General features: G+C 35.2%; 15 protein-coding genes. 3 read left to right on the top strand and 12 right to left on the bottom strand.

What is annotated here, in order from left to right; translation table 11 throughout:
- Positions 1-51 precede the first annotated feature (51 nt).
- From T479_RS22375 to T479_RS22335, 9 genes are all read right to left on the bottom strand, one after another.
- Complete coding sequence (locus T479_RS22375; RefSeq protein WP_024364307.1) at positions 52-1,947, bottom strand: BMQ_0737 family morphogenetic spore coat protein; 1,896 nt, start codon at positions 1,945-1,947, stop codon at positions 52-54.
- A 208-nt stretch (positions 1,948-2,155) separates the two neighbouring features.
- Complete coding sequence (locus T479_RS22370; RefSeq protein WP_024364306.1) at positions 2,156-2,428, bottom strand: hypothetical protein; 273 nt, start codon at positions 2,426-2,428, stop codon at positions 2,156-2,158.
- Positions 2,425-3,093 carry a hypothetical protein gene (locus tag T479_RS22365; RefSeq protein WP_025220883.1) on the bottom strand — a complete coding sequence of 223 codons (669 nt, stop codon included), beginning with the start codon at positions 3,091-3,093 and terminating at the stop codon, positions 2,425-2,427. Before T479_RS22365 ends, T479_RS22370 begins: the two co-directional genes overlap by 4 nt.
- A 173-nt stretch (positions 3,094-3,266) precedes the next feature.
- On the bottom strand, positions 3,267-3,680 hold the full coding sequence (locus T479_RS22360) for a MarR family winged helix-turn-helix transcriptional regulator (RefSeq protein WP_024364304.1): 414 nt from the start codon (positions 3,678-3,680) through the stop codon (positions 3,267-3,269).
- Positions 3,681-3,752: 72 nt separating this feature from the next.
- A complete protein-coding gene (locus T479_RS22355; protein WP_025220882.1) occupies positions 3,753-5,249 on the bottom strand; it encodes a serine hydrolase domain-containing protein in 1,497 nt (498 codons plus the stop codon).
- A gap of 33 nt (positions 5,250-5,282) precedes the next feature.
- On the bottom strand, positions 5,283-5,942 hold the full coding sequence (locus tag T479_RS22350) for a hypothetical protein (RefSeq protein WP_024364302.1): 660 nt from the start codon (positions 5,940-5,942) through the stop codon (positions 5,283-5,285).
- A 2-nt stretch (positions 5,943-5,944) separates the two neighbouring features.
- Positions 5,945-6,352, bottom strand: a complete 408-nt coding sequence (locus tag T479_RS22345) for a permease prefix domain 1-containing protein (RefSeq protein WP_024364301.1) — start codon at positions 6,350-6,352, stop codon at positions 5,945-5,947.
- Positions 6,349-6,678: a PadR family transcriptional regulator gene (locus tag T479_RS22340; protein ID WP_025220881.1), complete on the bottom strand. Its 330-nt coding sequence runs from the start codon at positions 6,676-6,678 to the stop codon at positions 6,349-6,351. Before T479_RS22340 ends, T479_RS22345 begins: the two co-directional genes overlap by 4 nt.
- Before the next feature lie 176 nt (positions 6,679-6,854).
- Positions 6,855-8,045, bottom strand: coding sequence for a M14 family metallopeptidase (locus T479_RS22335; RefSeq protein WP_024364299.1), 1,191 nt, complete (start codon positions 8,043-8,045; stop codon positions 6,855-6,857).
- 327 nt (positions 8,046-8,372) lie between these two features.
- On the opposite strand from T479_RS22335, the gene T479_RS22330 reads away from it, so the two are divergent.
- Both T479_RS22330 and T479_RS22325 read left to right on the top strand, forming a co-directional pair.
- Complete coding sequence (locus T479_RS22330; RefSeq protein WP_025220880.1) at positions 8,373-11,120, top strand: CHASE3 domain-containing protein; 2,748 nt, start codon at positions 8,373-8,375, stop codon at positions 11,118-11,120.
- 9 nt (positions 11,121-11,129) lie between these two features.
- Complete coding sequence (locus T479_RS22325) at positions 11,130-11,984, top strand: CheR family methyltransferase (RefSeq protein ID WP_024364451.1); 855 nt, start codon at positions 11,130-11,132, stop codon at positions 11,982-11,984.
- 107 nt (positions 11,985-12,091) lie between these two features.
- Here the strand turns inward: T479_RS22325 and T479_RS22320 are convergent, their stop codons facing one another.
- Together T479_RS22320 and T479_RS22315 are read right to left on the bottom strand one after the other, a co-directional pair.
- Positions 12,092-13,234, bottom strand: a complete 1,143-nt coding sequence (locus tag T479_RS22320; protein WP_025220879.1) for a SpoIIE family protein phosphatase — start codon at positions 13,232-13,234, stop codon at positions 12,092-12,094.
- Between the two features lie 279 nt (positions 13,235-13,513).
- Positions 13,514-14,524 (bottom strand): hypothetical protein, encoded by a 1,011-nt coding sequence (locus T479_RS22315; RefSeq protein ID WP_025220878.1) that lies wholly within the window; start codon positions 14,522-14,524, stop codon positions 13,514-13,516.
- A 323-nt stretch (positions 14,525-14,847) separates the two neighbouring features.
- On the opposite strand from T479_RS22315, the gene T479_RS22310 reads away from it, so the two are divergent.
- Positions 14,848-16,104, top strand: a complete 1,257-nt coding sequence (locus T479_RS22310; protein ID WP_025220877.1) for a GNAT family N-acetyltransferase — start codon at positions 14,848-14,850, stop codon at positions 16,102-16,104.
- A 29-nt stretch (positions 16,105-16,133) separates the two neighbouring features.
- On the opposite strand, the gene psiE is transcribed toward T479_RS22310, so the two are convergent.
- Entirely contained in the window at positions 16,134-16,583 is a 450-nt protein-coding gene (psiE, locus tag T479_RS22305) for a phosphate-starvation-inducible protein PsiE (protein WP_024364447.1), read from the bottom strand.
- Positions 16,584-16,649: the final 66 nt, after the last annotated feature.

Below are 16,649 nucleotides of genomic sequence, written 5' to 3'. Positions count from 1 at the left end.
AATAAAGGTAGGACCCATCAACTAGTGAAAGGTCCTTCTTTGTCATAGCAATTATGGAATTGGCGTTGACACATTGCCCATTAAAGCAAAAGCATTTAATGACATCGTTCCTGGGGCATCAGTCATATTATAGCCAACTGGATCATTCGGAAAAACGACGTCATAAATATTTGGTGGTACTACTAATCCCCAAGGTAAGGCCACATTAAATATATTGTTATAGACTTGTATTTGGCCATTGGCTGGAATGGATGTTGGAAGCCCGAGTGTATAAGTATAGTCTACATAAACAGAAAGGTTACTTGAAACAGAAAATGGATCTGGACTTTCAATAGGTGGATTAGGATTTGTGATTTGATTGTTTTCAATCAATATCGGTGCAATTGTTGAAAAATTGTACGGCTGTGTAGGAGGAATAAACGTAATGGTCGGCCCTGGTCGGTCTTGTTGGTCAATAACATTGTTTGAAACATGAATAGAAACAGTGTCGTTAGCTGCAAGGTTAAATAATACAAAGTGTGAAAAACGGGTCACAGTATTATTTAATATAATAAATGAAGCGTTAATAAAAGTGTCTGTAGGTGTATCTACTTGGAAAATAATAGCGTTTCTGCTATCGGGTCCACCTGAAAATGTGTTGCCGGAAATATTCATTGTTCCTGTCCCGCTTCTGAGCTCTATGGCATGTCGATTACCAGTATGAATAAATGTTGAATTGAGGATGGCTATATTGGAGGCATTGATAATTGCAAGACGCTTTGGTCCTCCTTCTATAATAAGATTATTTAACGTTATATTATCATATAAAGTGTTGCCAGGAGCATGGTCAATTCTCAATAATGACACATCATCTGCATTTGTAATGGTCGGACTGAGAAAATGAAGATTGTTAATTGTCACATTATTTGCGGCAATATTGAGATTTGATTGTGCCACCGGTGGATTTGGAAACTCAATCACTGTATTCTGTGCAGAAAGGCCAGAAATTGTTAATGGTTTATTGACAGTGATATCAGCTGTTTCAATAAAATTTCCTGGGAAAACAATAAGACTATCCCCAGCATTGGCCCCATCAATTGCTGGTTGTAAATCGTTATAATAGATTCCCTGATTAATGTTAAGTATACGCCCTGCTGGTGGCGTACAAACAAAATCAGGTGAAAGTGAACGCCCTCCGGCAGGGCAAAATGTGCAGTTCGATGAAGTAAGACTTAATAATAATGTACAACTTTGGTTAGAACAAATGAAAGTCTCCTCACATATGCCCGTACACGTTTTACAAATGTAATCTCCAATACTAATACCATTACAATTTCCCGCCACATACATTACCTCATATACACAGGAAAAGGGAACATTGATTTGTGGAATGCTAATCGGTGTAATAACCCAATCATATACTTGTGGGACTTTCAAGCAGAGCTTTTCAAACAGTTGTGTTGTTTTTTCTAGATTTGGCTTAAATGGAATGGACGGTTGTTGATCTGGTAAAAAACATTTTGATAGTAATATATCTTTTCGAGGTTTACAAAACTGACTTTCCATTGTGACTACAATGTCATGGATAGACTGAACTGATAAACATAGGTCGATGGCTATTAATAAACCTTGGAACATACCATTTGCATTAACTGCCTGAGAGGAACAGTGAAAATCAGTCAGTCTACAGGTTATTTGCGTCCCCTCGGGTGCACATAATAAAATTTGTTTTGTTACAGAAAAAGGTTCTATATGTCTAAGGCCATTATCGAGCACAATCGTTACATAACCAGTGATAAGAATATCTACTCGTTGAAGGTCAATAGTTGTTCCATTTGGCAAGACGGACCATTGTTTAGGACGTGCGTTTGCAGTAGTTAACTCTGTACAGCTTATACTCTTTGGCAAATACGGGTCCAGTTCACGCCCGTTTTCATCTGATAGAAAACAACATAAGACGCTTACCATAATACCCTGTTAACGGATTTAAGCTTGTTTATTTTCATTATAAAATTGCTCCTTTTTCCATTACTCCTATCTCCCATTATTATATGTACGTTGTGGTAAGTTAACAGGTGATTGGCCTAGAAACCAATTTCATTTCCAACAAATGAAAAGAGGTTCAAGTAGTGATATAAAGATGTGAACCTCTTTGCTAAGAGCACGACGCACCATTTTAAAACTTTAGTTTTGAAAAACAAAATGTGATCGAACGTTTGATGTAAAGCGAGCAAAAGAACAGCAAGCAAGATATAACGAGTGCAAAAGGGATACTGAAAGCAATCGGAAGTTCAATGCCTTGCCAAATGCTCATTTTGATTTCATCAATGCCTACAGTTCGTAAAATACCAGCAAGTATGGATATTATGGCGCTTACAACCAGTCCTACGTATAGAATGGTTAACACAATAAGGGCTAAGGAACAAAAAAATCCACGAATCATTTTCATCCTTGTTCCCTCCTAATGATGTGATGTACTTTCGCAAGGGGGGAAATGGTATAACTTTCGGTGTAATAAAGTTTCTGTATTGTACAATGGTCCCCAACTTCAATAACAGTACCGTCTACAACCTCTGCAATTGTGTAAGCAAGGTGTAAATTTTTGCCCTTTATCGAATGACAATGCAGTTTTTTACTGAGAAGAGAAAGTGAGAACTTATCTTTTTCTATGATGATGTCATCTGCAACGAGTTGGGTAATGCTACTTGGACCAGATAATTTTAAGTGAAAATGAGATGCCTGTATTTCTTGAGCTTTCACAAAGCCGATTGCCTGGAACTGCTGTGCATGTAAGGATTGTGCAATTGTCAGTTTTCCTGTACTCGTAATAGTCGAAACTTCCCCAGAGCGGATTGTTACATTCCCCGCATTCGTCAACTCTCCTATTTCACAATAATCTTTCATATTACAAGAGCCTGTATTTTTTAAAGTGCGAGCAATAACACGGGAATGAAATACACTATGTCCATGTGTGGATATAATCTTTAAGTTCACTTTTTGATGGACACCAACCGCCCCGCGAATATTCAACTGTTCGCAGTCGGGCATTAAATCATAAATTTTGCCACTAGTAAGCGTAATACTATGCTGTTTTTGTATGCGTTCATTTGTCATGCTAATTATCACCTCTTTTAATTTAATTAATATATATTTTAATAATTAAAACATATATTAATTAAATTATATGCTGCTCTATTTTGTCAAGAATAAAAAACTGCCTAGTCTATAGGTGAAAAATAAATACCGTTATGAGGGCAATAAAAAAAGGATTTCAATGTTTGAAATCCTTAAAAAATTTTTTGCATTAACTGATTTACATCCGTTAATACATTTGCTATTTCTGTTAGTTTTTCTTGTGGAAGTTTTAAAAAAATTTCTTGTACTTTTTGTTCTCCTTCTGTCGTTAATTTCATATTTACGACACGTCGATCTTCACTTTCTCTAACGCGTTGAACAAAATTAAGCTTCTCCAATTTATCGCACATGGATGTAACAGCCCCGGGGGTTACACTAAAGAAATCAGCAATTTCTGTTGCCTTCATACCACCGTTGATTTTTAGCTGAAGAAGAAGGATAAGCTGGTTTTGAGATAATGTTTCGCCTTCTGACAGCAGATTCACAAACATCATAGATTTTTGCTGTATTTCAAGCATTTCGCGCATGATGCTTTCAACTTCGTGCATTGGATTATTTTTTGACATATGATCACAGCCCACTAAAATATTTACTTATTAAATTATATAGTAAATATATAATTTATGTGAAGTGAACCATTAATAATTTCCACGTAACCTTGAAGCGAGTATGGGTTTCTTCAGTAGGTATTGAACTAACGTGATGAGCCCTATTATTAAAAGTGATACAGGTACTATAAATAACAAATGTCCTATTCCAGGAGCAAATAAAGTTACAGTAGATAATGGACCAAATAATTGTGGGAAAGCAATTAAAACAAATGAAGGTAGTAGCAAGTTAAAGACCGCTAGTGAGAACCACTGAAACGCCCGCTGAAAAGTTGTTACTTTAGGTTTTTTACGGTTAAACAATCGATAAATAGACCGAACAATAAGCGCAATAATAATCGCTAATAGTAAATCGAATAGTATATATTTTAGAAAAGGCTTACTATTCGATAATGAGGGTTGTTCTTGATGGACAAGTTGATGAAGTCCATTTACGATGGCATCATATTCATTTAAATTAAAATAATCCATTGCATTGATTTGGAGACTAATACCGTATTCCTTGTCCAATAACACTTTTGAATAGGTGTTTTCTGTCCAGCCATTATGGGAGATAATCGCATTTTTTACTTCCCAACCCATGGCATAATAAGTACTATCCCCGATAAATGCAAAAGGGTGGTGTAATTTGTTCATTGCGTTTGGTGATAGTATGTTTTTCCCGTTAAAGTGACCATTATTCAATTGCGCTATCATGTAATTTGCCATATCTTCTGCACTAGAAAGAAGATATCCTGAAGAAACAGTACCACGATGGATTAACTGTTTTGTAGGCATCTTAAATCCAAATACAGTTTGATAACCCGTAGCGCTAGTATTGTTGCGATCATCTTTTGGATCTGCATAACTATTATGCATTGCCAGCGGCTTAAAAATATGTTCCTCTACATATTCTTTATAGGATGTATTTGTAACTTCCTCTATGACTGCACCTAATAAGTTATAATTCAAATTTGAATATTCATATTGGCTACCTACAGGTGATGCCAACTTTATAGTGGCTAAGGTTTTTACATGTTCTTGTAATGTTTGATCACCGTCGGATATTGCTACTTGGCCATCATAAGTAGAGAGACCGCTTGTATGGTTTAACAAGTGTAGAATAGTTATTTTTTTAGCTTCTTCTTTATTAGCAAGTTGAAACGTTGGTAGTATGGAGGACACTGTATCATCTAAATGGAGTTTCCCTTGTTCCACAAGCTGCATGATGGCAAGAGCAGTAAACGATTTACTAACGGAGCCGATGACGATAGGTGTTTGTGGTGTCATTTTTGTCCCATCTGGTTTTGAAACACCATAACCTTGCAAATATTCAACTTGGTGTTCCTTAACGATAGCGAGTGAAGCCCCTGGGATGTGCAATCGGTCAATTTCTTTTGTCATAAATGCGTCAATAGCAGAAATATCTAAGGTTTTATCTTTATCCATGACATGATCGCTAGTGGCAAATACAACACCATTGACAGTGAATAGTATGAGCAGGAAGATGACGATAATTTTCCCAATAGCTGATTGTTGTTTATACATAAAGTATGATTCCTTTAGCTGTATTGTAGTCGTTTAAAAATCTTTGGTCATGGTAGAACTTTGATAAAGTCTTCTTTTATAAACATAAAAATACATACTTAATGGCCACCAAAGTACTAAGAATATTGGGTAGATCGCCCAAATTACGCTTGGTGAAGAAACAATGTTGACGATAATAAAAAAGATACTGATGTGTAAGCTAGCATAAACCGAGAAGGCAACGAACGTTCTTTTTTGGGCATGATATAGAGCTAATGGCCACCATATCACTAAAAATGCCGGGTAAATCGCCCAAGGATATTGTGGGGACATGATGAAATTGATGAATGAATAATAGAAGATGGTGCTTGCACAGCCAATCAGTGCAATATTTAATGATTTCGCTTTTTCCTCTAAATACATAAGAATGGGCCACCATACTATCGGATAAATAGCATAGATAAACCATAAATGCTGCGGTGAATACAATAGATTTTCAATAATGAGAAAAGCAATAACCATGGCGCTACAAATGACGGCGTATTGTTTATATAGTTTTTTGGACATGAAATATAGAGTGATTGGCCATAGCAACAGCAATATACAAGGGTAAATAAACCATATTGTTTGAGGAGTTGTTGTATAATTGACAATTCCTAAAAATAGCATAGTCATCAAACTGCCAACAACCGAAAAACTAATAAAATGTTTCATATTTACTCACTCCATTTCTTACGTGACCAGACGAAGTACATCGAAAGGGGCCACCATAGTATTGCGAAAATTGGATAAATCGCCCAAATTGTATTGGGTGTGTAATAAAGATTGATAAAAATAAAGAACGCTGCTATTAATCCACTTCCCCATAGCGAAAATTCTAAATTTAACTTAGCCATACTTTTCTTTTCAGGCTCTTTTACACCCAATTCCTTTTTTAAATCTTCAATATCGCCAAATTCAACGATTGCTTTATTGATGGCATCCTCTTCTTCCTTCCCTTGCTCCATTAAATAAAATACTTTTTCTTCAAGGTTTTCGATGATTTCCTGTTTCACCATTTCTGTTTCAGTATTGCGTGGCATGTCTTTAAATAGCTCATCAATATGATGTTTAATTTTTTTCATTCTAAGTCCTCCATAAATAAGTCGATAATTTCCTTCACTTCTGCCCATTCTTTTACAAGCTCGCTTAAATAAGCCTTGCCTAATGAGGTAATGCGATAATATTTTCTTTTGCCTCCGTGCGATACATCGCCATAATAGGCTTCAATTACTTCTTTTTTTTCTAAACGTTGAAATACGGCGTATAGAGTTGCTTCTTTAATTTGAAAACGATTTTTTGTCCGGTTGCTTATTTCTTGGGAAATTTCGTAACCATAGCGATCCTTCTCTAAAATTAGCCGTAAAATAATTGAATCCAAGTGTCCACGGATAATGTCACTTCGAACCATACGTCACCTACTTAAAATTATTGCTCTATCTGATGGAGTAATATTAGCAAAGATTACTCTATCTGTCAAAGTAATAATTGGTACTTTATAGAAAAAGTTAAAAAATAAAAGCCGACCAAGTAGGACAAGTATCCTGAATGGTCGGCTTCGTTAAGTTTAAAAAGTAAAATTGGTTGTTATAAATACAATCCAGCTAAAAAAATACCTAACGCTTCTTGGTATATAGTATCGAACTGGCTAATTGGCAGCGGGTTTGTACCGCTACCTAGCTCTACTGTGAAGCCTGGTCTGCGCCAATCTTGAATAAACCAATCTTTATAACCAGCATAGCTATTTGCAGATTGAATGGGCTCATAACCACTTACTCTGCTAAATTCTTCTACCATTGTTTGTGATTCAGGTGGTTCAAGATTTTCAAATCCCCAATAAATGACTCTGCCCTGCGTATGAAATGCTAAAACCCAAGCAAAATGGCTGTTCCTTGTTAAATCAGCCATAGCAATAGCTTCTGGCTGGGTCAACGGAGCTTCCCCTCCATAATCACGTGGTCCTGGTGTTTGTGGATTGCGAGCATTTTCAAGCTCCCACTTTGCAGGAAATTGGTCGTTTAAATCAACACCATTAATGTTCGCCTTCCATCCAGAAAAGTTTTGACTGTTATGATTCCAAGCAATTAGTTTATTTTTTAATGCTTCGTTAGCTGGAGGACCGTTGATAACTAAATTGACGCCATCGGGGTTAACCATCGGAACTAGTGATAGCGTTGTTTGGTTATAAAGTGGTCCCATCGAGAGCCCTCTTATGGTCGTTTGATTTGTTAGTGCGAGTAAATAGTCGTTTAGAAAAGTCATGATGGTCGGTGTAGTAATCCATTCATTTGCATGAAAGGAACCGTTATAATGTATGCGTTTTGAGCCGTTTCCAATTAAAATCTCAGGAATTGGTTGTGCTAAAACGGAGTTGCCAATGGATGTGCTTTGAAGAAATGGATAGGCGGTTTGTAGTTTTTTTATATCATTCATCATCATGCTGTAATCATAATTTTGCTGGCCGTTTACGAGCCGCCAAGTTAGTCTTTGAGGAACTTGTATTGTCTGCCCAATGTGTAGTCGACTTGGTTGGATTTCTGGATTGACAAGTAAAATGGCATTGAGCGGAAGATTTTTGTTTTGGGCGATTTGCCACAAAGAGTCGCCTTGGGTAATGGTATAACTAGTTGTTACATAACCAGGTATTTGAATACGTTGTCCTACTTGAAGGTGTTGAGGGTTGATGTTTCGATTGGAGTCCAAGAGTAGTTGAAGGGGTATTTTAAACAAATCGCTGAAATACCACAGTGAATCACCAGGCCTAATCAATATATCCACATTTTTCTCCCCTTATTTCAAAATCATTCAATATAAGATGTATATGAAATTATAAGATGCTTATTAACAAAATCACGAAACAATACAAAAGAATGAATATAAATAGATATGTATAAATAGACAAATTTTCATTATTTTTTGGGGGTATTTTTGAAATGATAAGATTAAATGGCTTTGAAGCGGGAAATAAGTAGGGAGAAAGAAATGCCTAAATTTATAAATATGCAATTTTAGTAAAATGGATAAAAGGTGAAGTGCATCTGTAATTTTTAATTCCATCATTATACTGTTAATATGTTAGTAGGACAGGTAAAGGTAGGGAATACAATGGATAAAAAAATGAAAATGGGTATTCGGACTAAGATTACCCTCGGTTATGTAGTGATTATTCTTTGTTTACTTGCGTCAGTGATTATATTAAACAATCAGATTACTTCCCTACAAAAGGAAAGGAATTTTATTATTAAATATGATTCTCAAGTACAAACACTTACAAATCGTATTGAAAAATATATTTTAGATATGGAAACGAGCCAACGAGGCTATATTATTACGGGTGATTCGAGCTATTTAGAGCCATACGAAAATGCCGAAGAAAATTGGAAGATTGACTATGATGAACTCTATCAGTTATTAGAAAATAGGGGCAATCAGCAAAAGAAGTTAGAAACTATTAAGGCTACGATAGAACATTGGATTGCGACATCTGGTGAACCGACAATACATTTAAAAAAAGAAAAGAATACGGTAGCATTGCAAGAATTTTTTAAAGTAGATGTTGGACGCAAAGATATGGACACGATGCGAAAGCAATTTGACGCTTTCCGTGCAGATGAGAACGCATTTACGCAAACTAAAGCAAAACAATTAGACAAAACAAATAGTAATTTAACTACGGCATTATTTGGTATCTTAGTGCTTGTATCTTTTATTGCGATTGTTATAGCTAGTGGGATTTCACGTTCAATCGTCAAAACAATAACAGAGGTCACACAAACAATTAAAGAAATTGCCGCTTCAAAAGGTAATCATCGAACAAGGATTCACGTTAAAACGAATGATGAAATTAATGCGCTGGCAGATGCGACAAATGAGTTGTTAGATACACTTGAGCGAAGAGAATGGCTGCAAGCTAATATCGCTGAAATCGTTACAAAATATCAAGGTATTTCTGCTATCACGAAATTGGCTGAAACTTTTCTTTCAGAAATGGCGCAAAAAACGCAATCATCCTTCGGTGCATTTTATGTGCGAGAAATGCACAATAACGAAGTCTGCTTTGTGAAGAAAGCGTCCTTTGCTGACGTGGGAGACAAGGTTGGTATTGACCAATTTAAAATTGGACAAGGTTTAATTGGTCAATGTGCGCTTGAAAAACGGGTTTTCATTAATCACGATGTTTCGCAAGATTATCGTTTAATCGGAACAGGTTTAGGTGAAGCACCGCCAAAGAGTATTTTTATTTTCCCCATTATATTCGAAGATGAGGTTATAGCAGTCGTAGAACTTGCGACAATGAAGAGTTATACAGCGTTACAGCAGGAATTGGTGAACCAAGTAATCGAAACATTTGGATTAACGGTCAATAGCATTTTAGGACGTATGGAAATTGTACGACTCTTAAATGAATCAAGAGCCATGACAGAGGAATTACAAGTACAATCGGAAGAGCTACAAACGCAATCGGAAGAGTTACAAATGCAAACAGAAGAGCTCACGATGATTAATGAACAGCTTGAGGAAAGAACAAAAGAAGCTGAAATGAAAACGAAAGAATTAGAGAGCGCCAAAAAAGATTTAGAAGATAGTGCGGAGCAACTTGTATTAAATTCTAATTACAAATCTCAGTTTTTAGCCAACATGTCCCACGAATTACGGACACCATTAAATAGCATTTTAATTTTGTCTGAAATGTTATCAGAGAATGGCAACGATAATTTAACGGAAGAAGAGATGGAATTTGCAAGAGTCATTCATTCTTCTGGTGAGGATCTACTTGCATTAATCAATGATATTTTAGATATATCAAAGGTTGAGGCTGGTAAAATTGAAATTATTTTTGATGAAGTAAATATGAGTGAATTGCCAATGCAAATAGAGCAAATCTTTGCGCCAGTAGCTAAGAAAAAGAATTTAGAATTGCATATTTCGAAAGCACCAAACGTAGTCGATATTTTCTATACAGACGAAAAGAGATTCCAACAAATTTTAAAAAATTTATTATCAAATGCATTGAAATTTACGGAACAGGGTTATGTACATTTAGATATTAAGCAGCTTGATCATCAACAACTAACATCTAATATGCAAGAAGTAAGCACAGAATGGCTTGAAATTACGGTATCTGATACGGGAATAGGTATTCCAAAGGACAAGCATCAGCTAATCTTTGAATCCTTCCAACAAGCAGATGGGGCTACTGTACGTAAATATGGTGGAACAGGTCTTGGTTTATCCATTTGTAAGGAATTTGCAAAATTACTTGGAGGTTGGGTTGCATTACAAAGTGAAGAAGGGAAAGGCAGTAGCTTTACGCTCACTATTCCAAGTTTACCTAACGGCTTAAATACGGCAGCCATAGATTCCGCTTATGTTGAAGTGGTCGCTACACTAGAAGCTGACGACATTGTTGAAGAAGTGGAAGAGCAAGTAGAGGAAAGCTATCAGGTTTCTCCACAAGAAGTAGAAGTTTTCCAAGGGAAAAATATTTTAATCGTAGATGATGATAATCGCAATATCTATGCATTGAAAGCAGCGCTTGAAAAAAGAGGCATGAATATTCTCGTTGCGAAAGATGGATTAGAATGTTTAGAGATTATGGAGACGAATAATAAAATAGATCTTATTCTGATGGATATTATGATGCCGAATATGGATGGATATGAAACAATGTCTATTATTCGTACGAAAATGAAGCTTACTGATTTGCCAATTATCGCTTTAACAGCAAAAGCAATGAGTACAGATCGTGATAAATCTCTAGAAGCAGGTGCATCTGATTATATTAGTAAGCCGTTAAATCTAGATCAATTAGTATCGGTCTTACGCGTATGGCTAGTTTCTAAAGGGAGTTAAAAAATAAGCATGGATAATCAATTCCAAAATTTTGAGCTAAAGCAACAAATGAATAAGCATGCGGATATGGAAATTGAGTTACTACTCGAAGCTATCTATCGTTTATCCGGTTTTGATTTTCGACAATATAATCGCTCATCTATTTCTCGTCGGATTTATAATCGGATGAGGGTGAGTAATATACCGACTATTTCCCGGGTACAAGAAAAAGCGATACATGAAGAAAGTTTTTTGGAGCAGCTTTTGAATGATTTTTCTATCAATGTCACAGAAATGTTTCGTAATCCTAGCTTTTTTAAAGCGTTCCGTAAAGAAGTTGTGCCCTATTTAAGACAGTACCCAGAAATTCGTATATGGCATGCAGGATGTGCTACAGGCGAAGAGGTGTACTCAATGGCTATATTATTACAGGAAGAAGGACTAATAGATAGGTCTGTGATTTACGCTACGGATATGAATGAGCATGTGTTAGAAAAGGCAAAAAAGGGCGCCTTCTCAATAAAAAAAATGCAAGCATATACAACGAATTATATGCTTGCGGGGGGGAATCATGCTTTTTCGGAATACTATAAAACTGACTATCAATACGCCTATTTCCATCCGGAACTTTTAAAAAATATTATTTTTGCACAGCATAATTTAGTAACAGATCAATCCTTTAATGAATTTCATGTGATTGTCTGCCGCAATGTTTTAATTTATTTTTCTCCTGCTCTACAAAGCCAAGTACATCATTTATTTTACGATAGTCTAAGCCGAGATGGCTTTTTATGTTTAGGTGATAAAGAAACGCTACGTTGTGACGGGATCATTTCAAAATATAAAGAAACTGTTGCCATTGAAAAAATTTATCAAAAAAAATAGAAGGTAGTCATAGAAAAAATCCGCTATACATTCTGTTGCAGACATTGCGTTTACGCTTGTCAGCAGCAGAAATGTATGCGGATTTTTGAAATTATTGACTCATAAATTTACATTGCTTGTGCTTGAATCATTAATACACACATATCGTCCGGTTGGTTTTTTTGCTTTTCTTTAGGTAGTAAATTATCAATCAGACATTGTGTATAATTCCATTTTTTTGAGGTTAGTTTTTGTAAAAGTTTTTCAGATTCTATTTCGCATGGTCCCATCGCCTCTAAAACCCCATCTGTATATAAAACAATTTGTACATCCTTTTGATATTGGATTGTTTGTTTTTGTACCTTTATTTCTTCAAAAAAGCCAACAGCACAGCTTCCTTGGTTTAAAGGAACTAGTGTAGTTTCATCAACAAGTGCGTATCCAGCAGGATGGCCCGCGTTAACGTATTCAATTGTTTTTTGTTCCGTATCAATCACTATGTAAATAGCTGTAAAGTAATGAATATTTTCTTCCTTTGCATTTTGCAGAAGCGTCATATAACGATTTAGTTCCTTAATAACTAGCTCGGGTTCCACCAACTGTTTGACAGCTTCCCTTAGTACAGAAGAGATAAACATACAAACGAGCGCTGCTGGTATACCGTGACCCATCATATCGAGTAAAATAACCGCGTAACGGTGATCGTTAATTTTATACCAATAGTACATATCCCCTGCTAAATTTGAAGAGGGGAGGTAGGATACCTCGATTTGAATATGATCTTCAGTTAAAGGTGCACTTAGTAAACTGCGTTGTACACGTGTGGCTAAATCTAATTCATACTTGATTTTCATTTCTTGTTTCATATGCCAATCTAATTCAGCCTTTAATCTTAGAGCAACACGAATTCTTGCAAGAAGTTCCGTCTTATTGATGGGCTTTGTAATATAATCGACCCCTCCAATATCGAGTGCTTCCGCAAGCTTGTTTTTATCTTCTAATGCTGTAACGAAAATAATTTGAATATCTTTGAATTTTTCATTTTGTTTTATCCGTTTGCAAGCTTCAATACCATCTATTTCAGGCATCATAATGTCTAATAAAATCAGCTCGACAGAAGTACCTGCGGGATTTTTTGCATCTAACTGAAGATAGTCGAAAAGCTCATAAGCTGATGAAAGAGATACACAGTTATCATAACCTGCATTTTTTAAAATTTTTTCGATTACGAATAGATTGACTGAATTGTCATCTACAAGAAGAATTGTCATAGTTTTTTCCCCTTATTCTGCTTAAACCATTGATGAAGTGCAGATTATAAATTGTATTAAAAATACTCTTAACATCATTATTATACAAAATATTAGAGAATAACGGTATTTTAATGAATTTAAGGTATATTTTACTAGGAAATAAGTTTGTTTTTTATTGCTAAACCTCTGTTAACTATAGGTGAAAGTCACAACGAGTAGTGAAAAAATATGAAAAAAATCAATATTAATTTATTACCCTTTCTGTTTGGTGATTTAAACTATTTTTCATAAAGAATTTTAGCGCTTTTTAGCCTTTTTAAAGCCACTATAAATATCAAATGCACTTGCTAGAATCGTCAGAGTAATTACGACAAGTAGTATGCGATCTAGCGTAAACAAAATCTTTGTAGAAGTGGTTTCCATAATAGCCGCCATATAGGGTATTGCCGCACTATGAATAATATCAGGCTGATTTGCCATGACAATCAACACAATTGTACCCATACATTGAAGAACGGCACTTATAATGGCAATCGGCATGGTCCATTGTCTAACCTTCCATTTATATATGGTTAAAGCCATACTTAAAACGATGCAAAATAAAATAATCGGTCTATAAGACAAGAGGGTATCTTGGTTGAAAATAGGCATAACAAATTTTAAGCCACTTCTTTCATCCGAAGAGTAAATTCCAATCAGATGAGCGGCATTCAAATAAACAAACGTAAAAATGGCTATTCCTAATAGGCTAAAGATAATATCAGTAAGCGGTATATAATTGTCTTTGTCGATAATTTTTGTTTTCTTTAAATCTTCCGGTGTCCATTCTTTGTTGCTTCTCATAAAGAATAGTAGATTTTTCGTGTTACCATAGCGTTCCGTTATGATAAAGGCAATGGTAACCCAAAACAGTACTTGTAAGACTACTTCGATCATAGTGGCAATCGTTATAGATATGGCTTGAATAATAGCAGACAACAGCAATCCATCCGCTGGGAAGGAAAAAATACTTTTTACAAGAAGTACAATTATTGTAATAAGGATTGCCCAAGGAAGCACTACTTTGATTGTCTGCATGTAAGTGCTGTACAGTTCAGGACCAATTAAATATTTCGGTTCCTGTTGATAGCTCGCAGCAAGTTTTGCTGGGTCTCCAAGTTTTAAAAGAGCTTCTTTTACCTCTAATTCTGAAAAATCTTCGGGTAACATATCTTCAATTGTAGATTTTAATTCAACTCCAATCGCGTCCCTTTTATTTTTAGGAATCCTTCGAATCACTTCATAAATATAGGCATCAATCAAATCCAACTTTGTCATCCTCCTTATAGTAATGTATATAGCTCTAACAACATTGTTAGAAGCAAAAGAAATAGCGTTTCAACACATCATATTTGAGGCAACTACTACGCTCTCTGTTTTGCATTTCCCAGCGAACATGTTGATATTGGGGGAAGCTAACAGCCCCGTGCTTTCGAAGGCACATTTTTATCGACACACATTTTTTAGCTTCTCTACAGTTATCATACAGTAATGAATAGTATGTGGTAATATATGTTATTAATAGGGGCGGGAATTAATGTGAAAGCAAATGGCATTAAGCCAAATATTTTTATAATAATAGGAGGGTGTATATGCGAATTGTAAAGAAAATTCAAGAAGAAGAAGAAGTTTTAAAATATGTAGATATTGTTATTGGTGCTTATCCGGGAGTCGTGCAAACTTCTCCACAAACAAAGGAGCGATTAGTATCCATTTTTAAGCATAACATGAGCAATGAACCCACTATAAATTATTATGGACTATGGGAAAACCACTATTTATTGGGTGGTATGCGTATCCATGATTTTAAAATGAACTTATTTTCGAATATCATTCCAATTGGTGGTGTTGGTCAAGTTGCAGTAGACTTACTGCATAAAAAAGAGCGAGTTGCTAAAGAACTAATCGATCATTTCTTTCAAATTTTTTTAGAGAAGGATGTGCACATCGTTGCCTTATATCCATTTAGACCGGATTTTTATAAAAAAATGGGCTTTGGCTATGGACCGAAAATGTACCAATATTCAGTCCAACCATCAAGCTTTCCGAAAGGGTCCACCAAACAGCATCTTAAATATTTACATCAACAGGATCAGCAATTGTTGGAAGAATGTTATAACAGAATAGCACTGAAAAAGCATGGTATGTTTTTAAAAACAAAAAATGAGTTGGATAGCATTTTTCAAAGTTCGCAAAACTATATTATTGCAGTCGACAAAGGTGACCATATAGAAGGCTATATCGTATTTTCGTTTAAAAAGCAAAGTGAGTCGAATTTTTTGCTGAATAATATGGTTATAAAAGAATTTTTATATGAAACACCCGAGGCTTTACTGGAGCTTAGTACGTTTTTAAATAGTCAGGCAGATCAAGTAAATCGAATTGAATGGCATACACAGGATGACAATATTCATTTCTTTTTAGGGGATGTCCGTAATGAATCCAATCATTTAATTCCGAGTGTATACCATGCCAATGCTATTGTAGGGATTGGTTTAATGTATCGGATAATCAATGTAAGAGGTTTCTTTCAGGAACTCAAGCGACATCATTTTAATAATAGCAATATAACGTTTAAGCTTACTGTTTATGATTCGTTGTTAGAAGAAAATAATAAGCCTCTTATAATAAGAGCGGTAGATGGCGCTCTGGAGATGTTAGAAAACGCACACTATGATGTAGAAATGATAATTGATATTGCGGAGCTTTCTTCGCTAGTGATGGGCGTGGTGACGGTTCAAGAATTATTTATGCTCGGCATGCTAAAGGTTAGTGATGAACAGTTTTTACAGGAATTGCACAAGTTCTTCTTTGTTTTGAATAAACCAACGTGTGTAACAGCATTCTAATAGAAGAAAGACGTTAAAATTTTTTCGTGTTAATCCTTTTTCATTAGGATGGATGAACGGACGGGTCTTTCTAAAGGTGTAATATTAATAATAAAATAGCTAATAATTAATATTAAAATAATAAGGGCATAGATTAATGTGTTAATGGCATGATCGTGTTCGACAATGATTAAGCGAATCATCGCTGTAATCCCTATATAGATAAAGTATCGTAGCGGGAAATGGTAATCCTCTTTAAAGTACTTAATAATCATTGTAATAAATTCAAAATACAAAAAGAAAATAAGAATATTTGCTAGGAAAAGTTTGTAGTCACTAGTACCGCCTTTTAATAAGATGTTTAGAAACTCAATGAGCTCTTTCATAAGCAGGAAGGACAGTATAAGTGCTAATAATACAAGGCAGACGTTGAGAAATAATTGTAAAGATTTTGGGACAGCTTTTACAAGTTGTTGATACGTATTATGCTTGTGATTCATGTAATTCCTCCATCTTCTTATTTAAACATAATATTTATCTTATAGAATATGAATAAAACGTCGAAA

Source organism: Lysinibacillus sphaericus (genome assembly GCF_000600105.1).
GTDB classification, from domain to species: Bacteria; Bacillota; Bacilli; order Bacillales_A; family Planococcaceae; genus Lysinibacillus; species Lysinibacillus sphaericus.
Note: the sequence above shows the minus strand (reverse complement) of the source record. Positions and strands in the feature narration are given on the sequence as shown.

Bases quoted from the DNA above. Each gene is read 5' to 3' on its own strand.
- T479_RS22350 (WP_024364302.1), bottom strand. From the start codon at position 5,942: ATGAAACATTTTATTAGTTTTTCGGTTGTTGGCAGTTTGATGACTATG.
- T479_RS22330 (WP_025220880.1), top strand. From the start codon at position 8,373: ATGGATAAAAAAATGAAAATGGGTATTCGGACTAAGATTACCCTCGGT.
- T479_RS22370 (WP_024364306.1), bottom strand. From the start codon at position 2,428: ATGAAAATGATTCGTGGATTTTTTTGTTCCTTAGCCCTTATTGTGTTA.
- T479_RS22360 (WP_024364304.1), bottom strand. From the start codon at position 3,680: ATGTCAAAAAATAATCCAATGCACGAAGTTGAAAGCATCATGCGCGAA.
- T479_RS22325 (WP_024364451.1), top strand. From the start codon at position 11,130: ATGGATAATCAATTCCAAAATTTTGAGCTAAAGCAACAAATGAATAAG.
- T479_RS22345 (WP_024364301.1), bottom strand. From the start codon at position 6,352: ATGAAAAAAATTAAACATCATATTGATGAGCTATTTAAAGACATGCCA.
- T479_RS22320 (WP_025220879.1), bottom strand. From the start codon at position 13,234: ATGACAATTCTTCTTGTAGATGACAATTCAGTCAATCTATTCGTAATC.
- T479_RS22365 (WP_025220883.1), bottom strand. From the start codon at position 3,093: ATGACAAATGAACGCATACAAAAACAGCATAGTATTACGCTTACTAGT.
- T479_RS22375 (WP_024364307.1), bottom strand. From the start codon at position 1,947: ATGGTAAGCGTCTTATGTTGTTTTCTATCAGATGAAAACGGGCGTGAA.
- T479_RS22355 (WP_025220882.1), bottom strand. From the start codon at position 5,249: ATGTATAAACAACAATCAGCTATTGGGAAAATTATCGTCATCTTCCTG.
- T479_RS22310 (WP_025220877.1), top strand. From the start codon at position 14,848: ATGCGAATTGTAAAGAAAATTCAAGAAGAAGAAGAAGTTTTAAAATAT.
- T479_RS22340 (WP_025220881.1), bottom strand. From the start codon at position 6,678: ATGGTTCGAAGTGACATTATCCGTGGACACTTGGATTCAATTATTTTA.
- psiE (WP_024364447.1), bottom strand. From the start codon at position 16,583: ATGAATCACAAGCATAATACGTATCAACAACTTGTAAAAGCTGTCCCA.